This is a genomic window from Paenibacillus antri (genome assembly GCF_005765165.1).
GTDB lineage: Bacteria > Bacillota > Bacilli > Paenibacillales > YIM-B00363 > Paenibacillus_AE > Paenibacillus_AE antri.
In genome coordinates this window covers 29,447-44,491 of sequence record NZ_VCIW01000027.1, presented here as the reverse complement: position 1 = coordinate 44,491, position 15,045 = coordinate 29,447, and the positions used below count along the sequence as shown (strand labels likewise).

General features: G+C 60.9%; 13 protein-coding genes. 1 reads left to right on the top strand and 12 read right to left on the bottom strand.

Going from position 1 to position 15,045, the window contains the following annotated elements:
• Positions 1 to 23: 23 nt before the first annotated feature.
• Positions 24 to 1,268 carry a S1C family serine protease gene (locus FE782_RS28275; protein WP_138197710.1) on the bottom strand — a complete coding sequence of 415 codons (1,245 nt, stop codon included), beginning with the start codon at positions 1,266 to 1,268 and terminating at the stop codon, positions 24 to 26.
• A 190-nt stretch (positions 1,269 to 1,458) separates the two neighbouring features.
• On the opposite strand from FE782_RS28275, the gene FE782_RS28270 reads away from it, so the two are divergent.
• Positions 1,459 to 1,707 (top strand): hypothetical protein, encoded by a 249-nt coding sequence (locus FE782_RS28270; protein ID WP_138197709.1) that lies wholly within the window; start codon positions 1,459 to 1,461, stop codon positions 1,705 to 1,707.
• Here the strand turns inward: FE782_RS28270 and FE782_RS28265 are convergent.
• The 11 genes from FE782_RS28265 to FE782_RS28215 form a co-directional block, all read right to left on the bottom strand.
• Positions 1,665 to 2,471 (bottom strand): MBL fold metallo-hydrolase, encoded by an 807-nt coding sequence (locus FE782_RS28265; protein WP_138197708.1) that lies wholly within the window; start codon positions 2,469 to 2,471, stop codon positions 1,665 to 1,667. The genes FE782_RS28270 and FE782_RS28265 overlap by 43 nt on opposite strands.
• 70 nt (positions 2,472 to 2,541) lie before the next feature.
• Complete coding sequence (yycI, locus tag FE782_RS28260) at positions 2,542 to 3,309, bottom strand: two-component system regulatory protein YycI (RefSeq protein WP_138197707.1); 768 nt, start codon at positions 3,307 to 3,309, stop codon at positions 2,542 to 2,544.
• Position 3,310: 1 nt separating this feature from the next.
• Positions 3,311 to 4,618, bottom strand: a complete 1,308-nt coding sequence (locus tag FE782_RS28255; RefSeq protein WP_138197706.1) for a YycH family regulatory protein — start codon at positions 4,616 to 4,618, stop codon at positions 3,311 to 3,313.
• Positions 4,615 to 6,471 (bottom strand): cell wall metabolism sensor histidine kinase WalK, encoded by a 1,857-nt coding sequence (gene walK, locus FE782_RS28250; protein ID WP_138197705.1) that lies wholly within the window; start codon positions 6,469 to 6,471, stop codon positions 4,615 to 4,617. Before walK ends, FE782_RS28255 begins: the two co-directional genes overlap by 4 nt.
• Entirely contained in the window at positions 6,471 to 7,211 is a 741-nt protein-coding gene (yycF, locus tag FE782_RS28245; RefSeq protein WP_138197704.1) for a response regulator YycF, read from the bottom strand. The genes walK and yycF overlap by 1 nt, the downstream gene beginning before the upstream one ends.
• 99 nt (positions 7,212 to 7,310) lie before the next feature.
• Entirely contained in the window at positions 7,311 to 8,888 is a 1,578-nt protein-coding gene (locus FE782_RS28240; protein ID WP_138197703.1) for a M23 family metallopeptidase, read from the bottom strand.
• A gap of 225 nt (positions 8,889 to 9,113) precedes the next feature.
• On the bottom strand, positions 9,114 to 9,704 hold the full coding sequence (locus tag FE782_RS28235) for a hypothetical protein (protein ID WP_138197702.1): 591 nt from the start codon (positions 9,702 to 9,704) through the stop codon (positions 9,114 to 9,116).
• 122 nt (positions 9,705 to 9,826) lie between these two features.
• A complete protein-coding gene (locus FE782_RS28230; RefSeq protein ID WP_138197701.1) occupies positions 9,827 to 11,113 on the bottom strand; it encodes an adenylosuccinate synthase in 1,287 nt (428 codons plus the stop codon).
• Between the two features lie 134 nt (positions 11,114 to 11,247).
• The gene (gene dnaB, locus FE782_RS28225) at positions 11,248 to 12,621 is read right to left on the bottom strand and encodes a replicative DNA helicase (RefSeq protein ID WP_138197700.1); all 1,374 of its coding nucleotides are present in this window, start codon (positions 12,619 to 12,621) and stop codon (positions 11,248 to 11,250) included.
• 5 nt (positions 12,622 to 12,626) lie between these two features.
• Positions 12,627 to 13,073 carry a 50S ribosomal protein L9 gene (gene rplI, locus FE782_RS28220; protein WP_138197699.1) on the bottom strand — a complete coding sequence of 149 codons (447 nt, stop codon included), beginning with the start codon at positions 13,071 to 13,073 and terminating at the stop codon, positions 12,627 to 12,629.
• Positions 13,070 to 15,037 (bottom strand): DHH family phosphoesterase, encoded by a 1,968-nt coding sequence (locus tag FE782_RS28215; protein ID WP_138197698.1) that lies wholly within the window; start codon positions 15,035 to 15,037, stop codon positions 13,070 to 13,072. Before FE782_RS28215 ends, rplI begins: the two co-directional genes overlap by 4 nt.
• Positions 15,038 to 15,045: the final 8 nt, after the last annotated feature.

Here is a 15,045-nt window from a genome sequence, read left to right as displayed (position 1 = left end):
TCATCCGCCGTCGCGGCGGACGGTTACGATTCCGGCGTCTCCGTCAGCTTCGCGGTGACGGAATCCTTCTTGCCGTCTCGGTAATAGTCTACCCGAATCGGGTCGCCGATTTGCTTGTTGGCGTACAAATATTTCCGAAGCTCCAGCGTGCTCGCGATCGGCCGGCCGTCCAACGCCACGATGACGTCGTTCGTGCGTATTCCCGCTTCCGACGCCGGTCCGTACGCCTCGAGCACGATAATGCCGTCCTTGACCTCCGCCGGCAGCTCGACCGCTTCCTCTTCCTCGTCGGTCACCCGGTACTGCCGCAGATCTACCGTCGCCACGCCGAGATACGGCCGTCGCACCTTGCCATACTCCTCGAGCTCGGCGATGATCGGCACCGCCGCGTTGCTCGGAATCGCGAACCCGAGACCTTCGACGCCCGATTCCGCCACCTTCATCGAGTTGATGCCGATGACCATGCCGTCTTGATTGACGAGCGCGCCGCCGCTGTTGCCGTGGTTGATCGCCGCGTCGGTCTGCAGCAGCTCCATCTCCCAGTCGATCGTACCGTCCATCGCGAGCGAGATCGGGATGATCCGATGCAGCGACGAGATGATGCCGAGCGTGAACGTCGGCGAATAGCCGAGCCCGTACGGGTGCCCGACCGCGATCGCCGCTTCGCCCTCCCGCAGCGCGTCCGAGTCGCCGAACGACGCGACGCCGTCCACCTCGCGCGCATCGATCTTCAGCACCGCGAGGTCGGTCAGCGGGTCGGAGCCGACGAGCGTGCCGGCCATGCGCTGGCCGTCTGCCGAGACGACTTCGAGCGAGGACGCGCCCTCGATCACGTGATGATTCGTGACGACCCACGCGACGTTGCCTTCCTTCTTATACACGATCCCCGACCCGATGCCGGTCTGCTGCTCCGTCTCCTCTTCCCCATCGAAGGAGAAGCTTTGCAAGCTGATGACGCTGACGATCGCCGGCTTCATCCGCTGCACGACGTCTACGACGCTGACGGGCTGCGTCCCGTCCGGAGCGGCCGCCCCTTGCGGCGCCGCGCCTTCCAAGACGGCCTCGCCGCCGCGCCCTCCCCAGAGCGAAGAGATCAGCACCAACGCGACCACCAAACCCGCCGCGCCGGCGACGGCGACCGCCAGAGGCCGCCGGAACGCCGGCAGACGCCGCCGCCCGGGCCAACGATCGTTCTCTTGACTCGTCAGCCTTCTGCGTTCCCGCGGGGACACCTTGGGCGAATAAAAATCGTCGTCGAACAAACTCATGACCGCGCCCTCCCCCGAACCGCCGCATTTCCCCCGTGTTCCATACGCTTTCCTATATCATACCCAAAAAAACGGTCGTTCACAAAAATAAGAGGAATGTTTTCGCGTCCGCTTACCTACAATAGTAACAATCTAGCATCTAGCAAGCGAACCTCCCGAATCTACCACTCGCCGAAAGGAAGATACGCCGATGAAACCGACCCGCTCCGCCGCATGGGACCAAGTGCAGACGATGGCGCAAATCGCCGACCTGAAAGAATCGCTCTACCGCAATACGCTCGCGCTCAGCGCATTAATCGAGTTGTTGGTGGAAAAGGGGATCCTCGCCCCGGAAGATTTCCACCGGAAAACGGCGGGTCTCGAACGGGAAGACGAAGTCTACGCGGACATGCGCCGCTACGACTCCTCGACCGTATCCCATTCCGTCGATCGGTCGTAATAGGTGTCCATCAGACGCACCGGACGCTCTTCGGTCGACACGCCGGACTCACACAATATACTATTCACCGTAAGCTTGGCTAAATCCAACTGGTTGTGATCCCGGCTCAGATGCGCCAAGTATACGCGCTTCGTCCGCTCCGTGACGAGCTCGCACAACGCCTCTCCCGCGGCGTCGTTGGACAAGTGTCCGACGTCGCTCAGAATCCGGCGCTTGACGTTCCACGGGTACTTGCCGACGCGAAGCATATCGACGTCGTGATTCGATTCGAGCACCAGCACGTTGGCGTCCCGCACCTTCTCCCTCACGACCGGACTCATATACCCGATGTCGGTGGCGATGCTGAGCTTCACGTTCCCGACCTGGAAGTTATACGCCACCGGCTCGGCCGCGTCGTGCGAGATCGGGAACGACTCCACCGCCAGATCGCCGAACGTCAGCACGTCGCCCGTCTTGAAGGCGACGCGCTGATCGTCGGACAGGTCGCCGACCGCGCGGTCCAGCTCGTTCCACGTGTTCATGTTCGCGTACACCGGAAGCTTGTATTTCCGGGCCATCGCGCCGAGCCCTTTGACATGATCCGAGTGCTCGTGCGTCACGAAGATGCACTTCAGCCCATCCGGCGCCACGCCGCGCTCGAGCAGCAGCTGCTCGATCCGCTTCGCGCTCAGCCCCGCGTCGAGCAGCACGCGATGTTCTCCGTACTCGATAAGCGTCGCGTTGCCGGTCGACCCGCTCGATAGAATCGTAAATCGAAAGCCCATTCCGTTTTCCCCTGTTTCCCCATAAGTTTCCTTTGCCCTTCGCACTTCGCGCTTCGCACTTCGGACTTCGCTACCTCGCGGCCCGAACCGTCTCGGCGGACGGTCCTTCGACCGCCCCGTTCACCGCGTGCACGTAATACGTCTCCCCCGTATTCAGCACGATGCGCCAGTACGGCGCGAGCACCTGCGTCTCCGATTCGAAGATCGGTCCGTGATAGCCGAGCCGCACATCCGCGACGACGGCGCCGCGCGGCAAATAGTTCTCCGCAAGACTGCCCACGACGACGTACGCCGATAACACTTCCTGCCCTTGCGGCGGCGGCGCCTCCAGCGGCGAAGGCGTCTCGACCTCGGAGTAGATGACCCGATACCGGTCGATCGTATCTCCTTCGCCGTACAGCTCGAGCCGCATCTCGAACATCGGCAGACCGCCGTGCAGCTGATGCATCACGTACCTCATATCGCCCGGCTTGGACGCATACGGATCCGGCTCGTAGGCGTCCAGATTCGGCACGTCGACCGCGAGCGACTCGCGCACGAGCGAAGCGTCGTTCAGCCGGCTTCGCGGGAACGGCGCGGACAGCGGCGTCGGCTCCTCGGAGCGTTCGCCCGATTGCAGCCGCACCGTAATTTCGCGAAGCGACGGCGTGCCCTCCGGGATGGCCGTTGCAAGCCGTACGTCTTTTTGTTCGAGCAGCCGGTTCATTTCGTCGCGGCGGGTCGCATTTTCCGCGAAGGTCGTCAAATTCAATTCATCCATCCACAGCTGATACCCGAGCAGAACGTTCAGCAGCAGGAACGCCCAGATCAGCACCGTCTTCGCGCGGCTCCAATCCATCTCAGTACGCCCCCCCTCCGGGCAGCGCCCGCACTGTGCCGTCTTCCATCGTGAGCGCCCAGATCGGCTCGAGCACGACGTTGTCTTCGGTCAGCATCGCCCGGTACGCCGGATAGATCGAGCGGACGAGCGCCTTCTCCTCGAAGGCGTCCCACAGCGCGATCAAGCTCTCGCCTCCTGGCAGCTGCAAGGATCGGCGTTCGAGCACGTTCGTCTCCAGCTGCACCGTAGAGCGGTCGTAGTTCGTCACGACCCGGTTGCGCAGCGCGAGCTCGATCGGCCCGAACGGCGTGCCGTCCCGCGTCCCCGCGATCGGATACGCCCCGGGATACGTGCCTACGTAATGGCGGAACACGGCACGCTGCTCGGTGCCGTTCGCCTCTTGCCGGAGACCCTCCAGCATGTAATCGCCGTTCCAGCCGCCGTGCCGGTTCACGAACTGCACCGCCGACAGCGCCGTATCGAGCGGCGACTGGACGCCCTCCGCCGGCGCCGCCGGGTCGGTATAACTCATCCAGAGCTGCTCGTTCGACAGCTGCAAGCCCCGCTTCCCGTCGGTGTAAATTTCCGAACCGTCCCGCTCCGTCAAGTTCCGCGTGCTGAACGGGTCGGGGAACAAACTGCGCTGCAGCTGATCGGCCGTAAAGCGGCGGTACGCATATTGATACTCCACCATCGGCAGCGGCTCTGTAGGGAGGTAATGGCCGCCCTGCAGCGCCGTATATCGCGTCCGCGTCTCGCCGAAGCCGACGAACCGCTCCACGTCCTTCACCGTCAAGTCGGCGCGCGTCGCCTCGTAGATCGCCCCGCTGCGGCTGCCGACGAAGAACACGCGAACCTCTTCCCGCTCCGGCTGCGTGTAGATATGAATGCGGTCGACCGCCTTCGCCTCCGCGAGCGCCTCGCCCTGCAAATTCATCGTCTGCTGCAGAACGGACATCGGCAGCTCCTCCGCGAACCGGATCTCGACGCCCTGCGCGCCGTCCCCTCCCGCTTCCGTCAGGTCGACGACGCCCGTCGCCGCGCGCAGACCGTCGAACGTGCGCTGCTCGACCACCTCGAGAATCATGGTATAGAAAATCATCCGCGGATACAGCACCGTATACTCCCCGCTCGGGAAGCGGAGGACGATATCCTTCGGGAACACCAAGGCCGAGAGCTCGGCTTGCGTGCCCTCCAGCTTCGATTCCACATAGTCGGTCGGAACGATCGTATCGAATTTCGGCGAGCTGTAGGCGAGCAGATAACTCTGCGCCAAACTCGCCGCGACGAGGACCACGAGAAGCAGCGTCTTCGCGCTCTCCATCATCCGTCCTCACGCTCCTCTCCCGCGGCCGGCAGCGTGAACACGACCGCCGTGCCCTTGCCCGGTTCGGAATCGATCCGGATCGTTCCGCCATGTGCCTTCACGATCTCGAGCGCGATGCTGAGGCCGAGCCCCGTGCCGCCCATATTCCGGGACCGCGCCTTGTCCACGCGGTAAAACCGCTCGAAGATGCGGCCCAAATCCTTCTTCGGGATGCCGATGCCTTGATCCCGCACCGTCACTTCCACCCGGGCGGCGGCGCCGGGCTCGCCCGTCAACCGGCGCGCCGACAACGAGACGAGCCCTCCGTCGGGGCTGTACTTGATCGCGTTGGACACGAGATTGTCCAGCACCTGATCGACCGCGTCCCGATCCACCAGCGCCGGCTGCACGCCGCTCTCGATGTCGACGGACAGCGCCATGCCGCGCTGCCGTGCCTGGAACGCGAACCGGTCGGTCACTTCCTCGAGCAGCTCGTACATCTCTACGCGCTCCAACGACAGCGACTTCTGCCTAGAATCGAACCGGGACAGATGCAGCAGGTCGTTGACGAGCCGAATCATCCGCTCGGTCTCGTTCCGCGTGACGCCGATGAACCGCTCCGCGAGGGCGCGGTCCTCCAGGGCGCCTTCGTCGAGCGCCTCGAGATAGCTCTTGATCGTCGTCAGCGGCGTACGCAGCTCATGCGACACGTTCGCGACGAACTCCTTGCGCGACGCCTCGAGCTTCTCTTGTTCGGTGACGTCGTGCAGCAGCACGACCGTCCCGGAGACGCCGTGGTCCCGGCGATGGATCGGGGAGAACGTCGCCCGCACCGCGAGCGGCTCCCCGCCCTCGTCCGGATGCAGCACGACGCCCAGCGATTCCCCGTCGGTCCACGCCGCCTCCCCGACTTCGGCGCGCTCGAGCCCGAGCAGCTCGAGCACGTCCCGCCCGTCGGCGGGCTCGTCGTCGGACAAGCCGAGCATCGCGCGCGCCATCCGGTTCATGACGACCGTCCGCCCGTGCTCGTCCGTCGCGATGACGCCGTCGCTCATGTTCGAGAGAATCGAAGCGAGCTTCTCCTTCTCCTCCTCGATCGACGACAGCGCGTCCTTCAGCCGGTACGTCATATCGTTGAACGCGTTGCCCAGCTGCCCGATCTCGTCGTTCGCGAGCACGTTCACCCGCTGATTCAGGTTGCCGACCGCCATCGCCGCCGCCTTCCGCGTAATTTCCTTGATCGGCGCCGTAATCATGTTCGCGAGAATGATGCCGAGGATCGCCGTAAGCCCCAGCGCGATAACCGTCCCCGTGAACAGGAACTGCTTGATCCGGTTCATCGTGTCGAACAGGCCTTCCATGGAGGCCACGACGTACACGGCGCCGATCACCTTGCCGTCGCTCTGCACCGGCATGGCGACGGCGCGCTTGCGCTTGCCGTCCGCGTCGATCATCGTCCGCTCGTTGCCGCGGATGCCCTGCAGCGCCCGGCTCACCTCGGTTTGCGTGTTTTTCTGCCCGACGATGCCTTCCTGCAGCTGTCCCGAGGCGCTGACGACGATGCCGTTGGCGTCGATGATTTGAATTTCCGTATCGTTCGTGGCGAACAGGTTTCTAATAAAAATCGTAAGATCTTCGTACGTCTTCTGTTCCTCGCCCGACGAGCCGGACAAATTCGCGTCGAGGTAATCCTTCACATAATCCGCGAGCAGGTACGCTTCGTTGTCGACGTTCTCGTTGAAGTTGCCGTAGAACGAATCCTCCAGCGTGCGGATGAAGTATACGCCGATCAGCTGCATCGCGATCAGGATCAGCAAAACGTAAATGACGATAAGCCGCAGCTGAATCGTCTGCAGCGAACGGAAGCCCAGCATTATCCGGCGAAGCCCCCCATTTTCGGGTTGCGCATCAAATAACCGAGCCCCCGCCGCGTCAAGATGTATTCCGGCTTGCTCGGATCGTCCTCGATCTTCTCCCGCAGCCGGCGAACCGTCACGTCGACCGTCCGCACGTCTCCGAAATATTCGAAGCCCCATACCGCTTGCAGCAGATGCTCCCGCGTCATCACCTTGCCGTTGTTCTTGGCGAGATAATGGATCAGTTCGAACTCGCGGTGCGTCAAGTCGATCGGGACGCCGTCTTTATATAAGACATACATATCGCTGTCGATCGTCAGGTTGAAAATTTTCAATTGATTGAGGCTCGGCTGCGCCGGCCCTTCTTCCGCGTCCGCCGCCGCGCTCGCAAGCGACGCCTGCCGGCGCAGATGCGCCTTCACGCGCGCGAGCAGCTCCCGATTCGAGAACGGCTTCGTCACGTAGTCGTCCGCCCCCAGTTCGAGCCCCAGCACCTTGTCCAACTCCGTGTCCTTCGCCGTGAGCATGATGATCGGCGTCGTCAGCTTCGCCCGCACCTCGCGGCAGACGTCCATGCCGTCCTTCACCGGAAGCATCAAATCGAGCAAAATCAGGTCCGGATCGGTGGAGAAAGCGAGGTCCACCGCCTCTTGGCCGTCGAACGCGCACACGACCTCGTACCCTTCCTTCTCGAGGTTGAATTTCAATATTTCGGCGATCGGTTTTTCATCGTCCACCACTAATATTTTCCCTTGCATCGACGCGGTCACCACCTTCTCATTATCTTACCACAAACGTAAAAAAAGGGGCATCCGACAAAGGTTTCCCCCTTGTCGATGCCCCCTGGGATTCGCGCTCTATTTCTTGCGCAAGTAGCTCATCGGATTTTTCTCGACGCCGTTCACGATCACTTCGAAATGAAGGTGGACACCGGTTGAGCGGCCCGTATTGCCCATAACGCCGATCTTGTCGCCCTTCTCGACGATGTCGCCTTCCTTGACGCTGATCTTGCTCAGATGCGCGTATAACGTCTCGTAGCCGTTCTTATGATCGATAATAATATGATTGCCGTAATCGCTCGTCTTGCCGGTGTACACGACCTTGCCGTTGTCCGCCGCGAGAATGGACTTGTTCGAAGACGTCAGGTCGATGCCCTTGTGCTGGCGGCCCCAACGTCTGCCGTAGCCGCTCGATACGCTCGCCGAGGCGACCGGCCAGCTGAACTTCCCGGTCCCTTCGCCTAGAACGACCTTGGTGCCCCGCTTCACGACGGCCGCGAGCGGCTCCTCGACGACGACTTCGTCGGTCACCTGCTCCTCCATCAAGAGGCCGTTCACCTTGGTAAGCTGGTATGTAACCTTCTTGACGCCCTTCTTCCCGTCGCGCACGGTCTTCGTCTCGCCCTTGCGCATCGAGGCGTCTTCCTCGTAGATCGTCTCGTATTGGACCGCGATCGTGTCCGTTACTTTCTCGATCGACTCGATCGTCACGCCCGGCTGCAGCATCGTCAGATCGAGCGCGTCGCCCGGCCGAATGAGATCGCGTTCGATCAAATCCTTGTGGTCTTGGTTCTTGGAGTAAATGAGCTCGATCGGAACGCCCAGCTTCTCCGCGATGCCCGACGGCGTATCGCCTTCCTGCACGATGTATTGCGTCGGCTTCGTGTCGCCTTGGATCAGCATGTCGATAACCGCTTGTTCGTCCATGACGTCGTTCGGTTGGATCTCCCGCTTCAACAGGTCGACCGGCTCGACGATCCGGGACGACAACAGCTGCGGCGTGCCTTCGGCGATAATATCGTCGTCGCGCTCCTCGACCGGCGCGGCGGACAACACCGTCAGCCCTTCCGGCGGCGTCGCCGACGCGAACGTCGCCTTCACCGTCTCCAAGATGCGATTCGCGGTCGCTTCGTCCTTGACGATGGCGACGGCTTCCCCGTTCACGATCACCTCGACGCCGACGGCTCTCGCCTCCAGCGCGGAGCGCAGCGCCTCCGTCGTCTCCGGATCTTCGCCTTCGCCCTTGAAGATCGTCTCCTTCTCGATGCGTACTTCTTCTTCTTCGAGCTCCCACTTCACCTCGGGATGCAGCTTCTCCATCTCCGCCAGCTCCGCCGCGAGCGCCTGCTCGACGACGTCCGGGGAGCTGACTTCCCCGATCAACGTATCGCCGACGTATACCTCGTATACGTCGTTCATATTCGCATTCACGTACGCATTCCCCGCGTAAGCCAAGCTCGCGACCAATGCTACCGCTCCAACGGTGCCTGCCAGATGAATCCTATATGTATAAAGCCAATCTTTCGAATCTCTGACTCCGTCCTTCGAACGAATCTTAAGCTTCGTGTATAGGCCTTTAGACTTAATGTTCAGTAATGCGTCCTTCAGCTTCTCCGAAGCCCGGTCGAACGGAAGTCTACCTCTGAACTGGGTCATGCTCGCCTCCTTCACGCTCGTCTGTTGCACAAGCCCTTTTCATAAATTTGCATAAAAACGATGAAAACGAATGAAAATAAGCGTTTTCCGCTTTCTCCATTACTTTACCATAGAAAATTCCGGTGGGGCAACTTTTTTCGCGTAATTTCGCGGTTTTGCAACGATTTTGTGAACGGAAACGAGGCCGGCGCCCCCCTTTCGGGCAGGCGCCGGCTTCTCGATAACTTAATATTTCTGTAGGATTTCCAGCAATTTCGCGTATTCTTCCGGCGTTAAATATTGCTGCAAAATCGCCGACGCCTGCTCCATTTCATCCCCGGTGAAGCCGTCCTCGAGCAGCGCCGAGATCGCCTGCACCTCTTCTGGCGGCAGCTTCGTGACCAGCATCGCGAATATGGCCATCCGGTCCTCGTCGGAAATATTATCCTTTTTCTCGTTCAAGTCGTCCATCGAGATATACAATTCGTCTTCCGTTCCCGTCGACTGGGTCGCTTGTCCCATCACCGGAAGCGCATTGTCCGGCACCGGGTACTCCTCTTCCGGCGTCGTCCCGGAAGGCGTCTCGACGGCCGCGTCGTCTTCCCCCGGCGACACGTTCGCCGAAGCGGGCGCCGCCTCGCCTTGTACGCCGCGTCCCCCGCCGAGCGCCGTCAGCGTATCCATGAGCCCGACCGGTCCCGCCGCGCCTTGCATGCCGTATTGCCCGAGCAGCTGCTGCACATAAGCGTTGACCACGGCCCAAGTGGTCGCTACGGATACGCCGGTCACGATCGCCGTCGCGAGGATCGTCTTCGCCAGCCATGCCATCATTTTCATTCGCGTCTTTCCTCCGTCCGTATAGGGCTCCCTACAAGTATGGACGTTGGAAGAACATTCTAAAACAAGAAACGCCCCCGGAACTCGTTCATAGAACGAGTCCGGAGGCACGAATAGCATTCTTAAGCGTACACGGGGCGAACGAGATGCGTCTGCTCGCGGTTGCGGCCGACCGAGAAGATCGAGATCGGGATGCCCGTCAGCTGCGCGACGCGCTCGACGTAATGGCGCGCGTTCGCCGGCAGCTCGTCGAGGGATCCGACGCCGGACACGTCTTCGGTCCAGCCCGGCAGCTCTTCGTAGACGGCTTCGCATTCCGCCAGCATCTGCAGGTTGGACGGATAGTAGTCGATCGTCTCGCCCTTGTAGCGATACGCCGTGCAAATTTTCACCGACTCGAGGCCGGTCAATACGTCGATCGAGTTGAGCGACAGGCCCGTAATGCCGCTGACGCGGCGCGCGTGACGGACGACGACGCTGTCGAACCAGCCGACGCGGCGCGGACGGCCGGTGACCGTGCCGTACTCGTGCCCCGTCTCGCGGATGTAGGCGCCGATGTCGTCGTGCAGCTCGGTCGGGAACGGTCCGTCGCCGACGCGGGTCGTATACGCCTTCGCGACGCCGATGATTTGGTGAATCTTCGTCGGCCCGACGCCGGAGCCGATGCAGACGCCGCCCGCGGACGGATTCGACGACGTGACGAACGGGTACGTGCCGTGGTCGATGTCGAGCATGACGCCTTGCGCGCCTTCGAACAGGACGCGGCGGCCTTCGTCGATCGCGTCGTTCAAGACGATCGACGTATCCGTGACGTACGGACGCAGCTGATCGGCGTAAGACAAGTACTCTTGAAGGATCGGTTCCACTTCGAGGCCCTTGGAGCCGTAGACTTGCTCGATCAACCGGTTCTTGTCTTCCATGATGCGGCGCAGCTTGCGCTCGAATTCGTCGGCGTACATCAGGTCCGAAATCCGGATGCCGCTGCGCGCCGCCTTATCCATATACGCCGGACCGATCCCCTTGCGGGTCGTGCCGATCTTGTCGGCGCCTTTGCGCTCTTCCTCGAGACCGTCCAACAGCAGATGGTACGGCATGATCAGATGCGCGCGGTCGCTGATTTTCAAGTTTTTCGTAGAGAAGCCGTTGTCTTGAATGTACTGGATCTCTTCAAGCAGCGCCTTCGGATTGAGGACCATGCCGTTGCCGATGACGCACAGCTTCTCATGATAGAAGATGCCCGACGGAATCATCGTCAGCTTATATTTGTGATTTTTGATCATGATCGTATGTCCTGCGTTATTGCCGCCTTGATAACGGGCCACGACCTCGGCGGTTTCCGCGAGATAGTCGGTGATCTTTCCTTTGCCCTCGTCTCCCCATTGCGTACCTACCACAACGACCGTCGACATGAGCTTACCCCCTCTGGGTCAAAATTTCAGCATTCTTAGTGTAACAATCCCTCGGAATGGAAGTCAATGAAAAATCCGAACGTTTTCGATTCGGGATTCGAAAACATTCGGATCAGCAACGATGATTCCTAACATTATATTGCCGCAGGAAGCGAATCGCTATGCGATTTATCCAACGATACGAATTTATTGAAATTCTTAAGGAAGACGAGCTCGACGGTGCCGACCGGCCCGTTCCGCTGTTTCGCGATAATGATTTCGATAATGTTTTTCTTCTCGGATTCTTTATCGTAGTAGTCGTCCCGGTATAGGAACGCTACGATGTCGGCGTCCTGCTCGATCGAACCGGATTCCCGAAGGTCGGACATCATCGGACGCTTATCCTGCCGCTGCTCGACGCCCCGGCTCAGCTGCGACAGCGCGATGACCGGCACTTCGAGCTCCCGCGCGATCTGCTTGAGCGTTCGGGAAATTTCCGATACTTCCTGCTGCCGGTTTTCCCCGGCTTTGCCGCGGCCCGCGATCAGCTGCAGGTAATCGATCAGAATCATGCCGAGCCCCTTCTCCTTCTTGAGGCGGCGGCACTTCGCGCGAATGTCGGCGACGGTAATGGCCGGCGTATCGTCGATATAGATTTCCGCCTCGGACAGCGTGCCGATCGCCATCGTCAGCTTCTCCCAGTCGTCGCCTTCGAGCGTCCCCGTCCGAATCCGTCCCGCGTCGACGTTCGCCTCTGCGCAAATAATCCGCTGGACGAGCTGCGCGGCCGACATCTCGAGCGAGAAGATGGCCACCGTCTCCTTCGCGCGCACGGCGACGTTCTGCGCGACGTTCAGCGAGAAGGCGGTCTTGCCGACGGACGGACGCGCGGCGACGATAATCAGGTCGCTTCGCTGGAAGCCTGCCGTCATCTTGTCGAGGTCGGGGAAGCCGGAAGGAATGCCCGTCGTCTTCCCCCGATCGTTGTACAGCTTCTCGACCTTCTCGAACACTTCCATCAGGACGTCCTTGATCGAGATGAAGCCGGTGCTCGACTTCCGGTTCGAGATTTCGAGGATGCGCATCTCCGCTTCGCTGAGCAGGCTTCCGACGTCGTCCGCCGCCGCGTAGCCGTTCGTGACGATCTCCGTCGCGGTCCGAATGAGGCGGCGCAGCATCGACTTTTCTTCGACGATCTTCGCATAGTACGTAACGTTCGCGGCCGTCGGCACGGCGCTCGCGAGCTCGGTCAAATATTGAATGCCGCCGATCTCGCCGAGCTGCTGCTTCGCCTGCAGCCGCGTCGTCAACGTGATCAGATCGATCGGCTCGTTGTCGCCGTTCAGATCGATCATCGCTTCGAAAATATATTGATGGGCCTGGCGGTAGAAATCCTCGGCCTTGAGCGTCTCCATAACCGTAATGATGGCGACGCTGTCGAGCAAGATGGCGCCTAGCACCGCTTGCTCCGCCTCCAGATTTTGCGGCGGAATCCGATCGAAAACCGGTGTTTCTCCATTCCCGTTCATCGCGCTTAACTTCCTTCCTTGACTTGTACCTTGAGCGTGCCGGTCACTTCCGGATGCAGCTTCACCGGCACCTGCGTCACGCCGAGCGTGCGGATCGGCTCGTCCATCACGATCTTCCGTTTATCCAGCTTGATCTTCATCTTCTCCAGCTCTTCGGCGACTTGCTTGTTCGTGATGGAACCGAACAACCGGCCGCCCTCGCCCGCCTTCGACGTCAGCACGACCGTGATGCCCTCCAGCTGCTTCGCGAGCTCCTGCGCATCGATCTTCTCTTGTTCCTTGCGGCGAAGCTCGGCTTGCTTCTGATTCTCGAGCGTCTTCACGTTGCCTTCCGACGCGGGCTTCGCCAGCCCGCGCGGAATGAGGAAGTTCAAAGCGTATCCTTCGGAAACCTCTTTAATCTGACCTTTCTTCCCTTGCGCCTTCACGTCTTGCAGGAAAATTACTTTCATTCCAAGAGCCCCTCCCTGTCTTCGTAGCTATTCAATAACGTCAATAGACGTTCTTCCGCGTCTTTAATCGAGCCTTCCAGCTGCGTCGCCGCGTTCGTCAGATGGCCTCCGCCGCCGAGACGCTCCATAATGAGCTGCACGTTCACCTGGCCCATCGAGCGGGCGCTGATGCCGATCAAGCCGTCCGGCCGTTCGCAGACGACGAACGACGCGACGATGCCTTGCATATTCAACAGCGTATCGGCGACCTGCGCGATGAGCAGCTGCGGATAACGCTGCCCCGGCTGCGTGACCGCCACGGCGAAGTGCTTATGCACGATGCGCGCATGCCGGATAATGTCCGCCTTCATCAAGTAACCGGGCAAGTCGTCCTTCAGCAGCCGCTGTATAAGCGAAGAGTCCGCTCCGTTGCGGCGCAGGAACGAGGCCGCCTCGAACGTCCGCGAGCCCGTGCGCACCGAGAAGCTCTTCGTGTCGGTTACGATGCCCGCGAGCATCGACGTCGCCTCGAGCACGCCGAGCGCCAGCCCGTCGTGGATGTACTGCAACAGCTCCGTCACCAGCTCGCACGTCGACGACGCGTACGGCTCCATATACACGAGCGTCGCTTCCCCGATGAACTCTTCGCCGCGGCGGTGATGATCGATGACGACGAGACGCTTCGTCAGCCCAAGCAGCTTCGGCTCGGCGACGAGCGACGCCTTATGCGTGTCGACGACGACCGCCAGCGTCTTCGGCGTAATGAGATGGTACGCGTCCTCCGGAGAGACGAACTTGCTCGTGAGCTCCTCGTCCTCGTAGATCATCTCCATCATCCGGTGGATCGACGGATTGACGCCTTCGAGCACGATGAACGCCGGCTTGCCGAACGTCTCGGCCGCCTTCAGCACGCCGATCGCGGCGCCGACGGCGTCCATATCGGGGATCTTATGCCCCATGACGACGATCCTATCGCTTTCCTTCATCAAGTCGCGCAGCGCGTGCGAGATGACGCGCGCGCGCACTCGCGTGCGCTTCTCCACCGCGTTCGATTTGCCGCCGTAGAAGCTTACGCGGTCGCCTACCTTCACGGCGACTTGATCGCCGCCGCGGCCGAGCGCGATGTCCAAGCTCGTCTGCGCTATCTGCCCGAGCTCGAGCAACCCCGCCGCTCCGGCGGCCACGCCGATGCTGATCGTCATCGGCAGCTTCAGGTGCGCGGTCGCGTCCTTCACTTCGTCCAAAACATCGAAGCGGCTTTGTTCCAGCGTCGCGAGCTCCTTCTGGTTCAGCAATAAGAAATATCGGTCCGACGAGGTCCGTCGCATATACAAGCGGTGGCGGACGGCCCATTCGTTGAGCACCGTCGTCACGGTGGCCATCGTCAGGCTGCGGGCTTGATCGTCCATGCCTTGCGTCACTTCGTCCACATTATCCAGTACGAGCAGCCCGAATGCAATGCGTTCTTCCTCGTATTTTTTGGCAAGCGTCGCATACTGCGTCACGTCGGTAAAATAGAGCAGCCGCTCCTCGGGGCGAACCCTTGCTTGGAACGATCGCTTGTTGAACGTCAGTTCGATCGTCGCTTCCTTATCCTTCTCCTTCAACGACTTCAGCGCGGGCCATAACGCCGTGATCGACTCGCCGACGAGCGATTCCCGGTCCATCGCCTTCGCGATCGAGCCGTTATGCCATTCCACCTGCCGGTCTTCCCCATAGAGCACGATGCCGATCGGCATCTCGGAGATGACGTCGCTCGCGGCCTTCTTCACGCGGTGCGTGATCGTGGAGATGTACGCGTTCATCTCTTCGCGGCTCTTGCGTTCGGCCTGGAGGACGTATACCGTCGCAGCCGCCACGACGATTAACGCCAGCGCGCCGACGACCCAGGAAAATCCGAGCAGCGCCAGAGACAGCGCGAGGGACAAAGCCAACGGAATCGTCGCGTGCAGACGCATCCATCGAGCTTGCAACCATTTCGGCATGACGCCGT

What these genes read in the sequence shown, in the direction of transcription:
- FE782_RS28275 (WP_138197710.1), bottom strand. Translation starts at nt 1,268, where the DNA reads ATGAGTTTGTTCGACGACGATTTTTATTCGCCCAAGGTGTCCCCGCGG.
- FE782_RS28270 (WP_138197709.1), top strand. Translation starts at nt 1,459, where the DNA reads ATGAAACCGACCCGCTCCGCCGCATGGGACCAAGTGCAGACGATGGCG.
- FE782_RS28265 (WP_138197708.1), bottom strand. Translation starts at nt 2,471, where the DNA reads ATGGGCTTTCGATTTACGATTCTATCGAGCGGGTCGACCGGCAACGCG.
- yycI (WP_138197707.1), bottom strand. Translation starts at nt 3,309, where the DNA reads ATGGATTGGAGCCGCGCGAAGACGGTGCTGATCTGGGCGTTCCTGCTG.
- FE782_RS28255 (WP_138197706.1), bottom strand. Translation starts at nt 4,618, where the DNA reads ATGATGGAGAGCGCGAAGACGCTGCTTCTCGTGGTCCTCGTCGCGGCG.
- walK (WP_138197705.1), bottom strand. Translation starts at nt 6,471, where the DNA reads ATGCTGGGCTTCCGTTCGCTGCAGACGATTCAGCTGCGGCTTATCGTC.
- yycF (WP_138197704.1), bottom strand. Translation starts at nt 7,211, where the DNA reads ATGCAAGGGAAAATATTAGTGGTGGACGATGAAAAACCGATCGCCGAA.
- FE782_RS28240 (WP_138197703.1), bottom strand. Translation starts at nt 8,888, where the DNA reads ATGACCCAGTTCAGAGGTAGACTTCCGTTCGACCGGGCTTCGGAGAAG.
- FE782_RS28235 (WP_138197702.1), bottom strand. Translation starts at nt 9,704, where the DNA reads ATGAAAATGATGGCATGGCTGGCGAAGACGATCCTCGCGACGGCGATC.
- FE782_RS28230 (WP_138197701.1), bottom strand. Translation starts at nt 11,113, where the DNA reads ATGTCGACGGTCGTTGTGGTAGGTACGCAATGGGGAGACGAGGGCAAA.
- dnaB (WP_138197700.1), bottom strand. Translation starts at nt 12,621, where the DNA reads ATGAACGGGAATGGAGAAACACCGGTTTTCGATCGGATTCCGCCGCAA.
- rplI (WP_138197699.1), bottom strand. Translation starts at nt 13,073, where the DNA reads ATGAAAGTAATTTTCCTGCAAGACGTGAAGGCGCAAGGGAAGAAAGGT.
- FE782_RS28215 (WP_138197698.1), bottom strand. Translation starts at nt 15,037, where the DNA reads ATGCCGAAATGGTTGCAAGCTCGATGGATGCGTCTGCACGCGACGATT.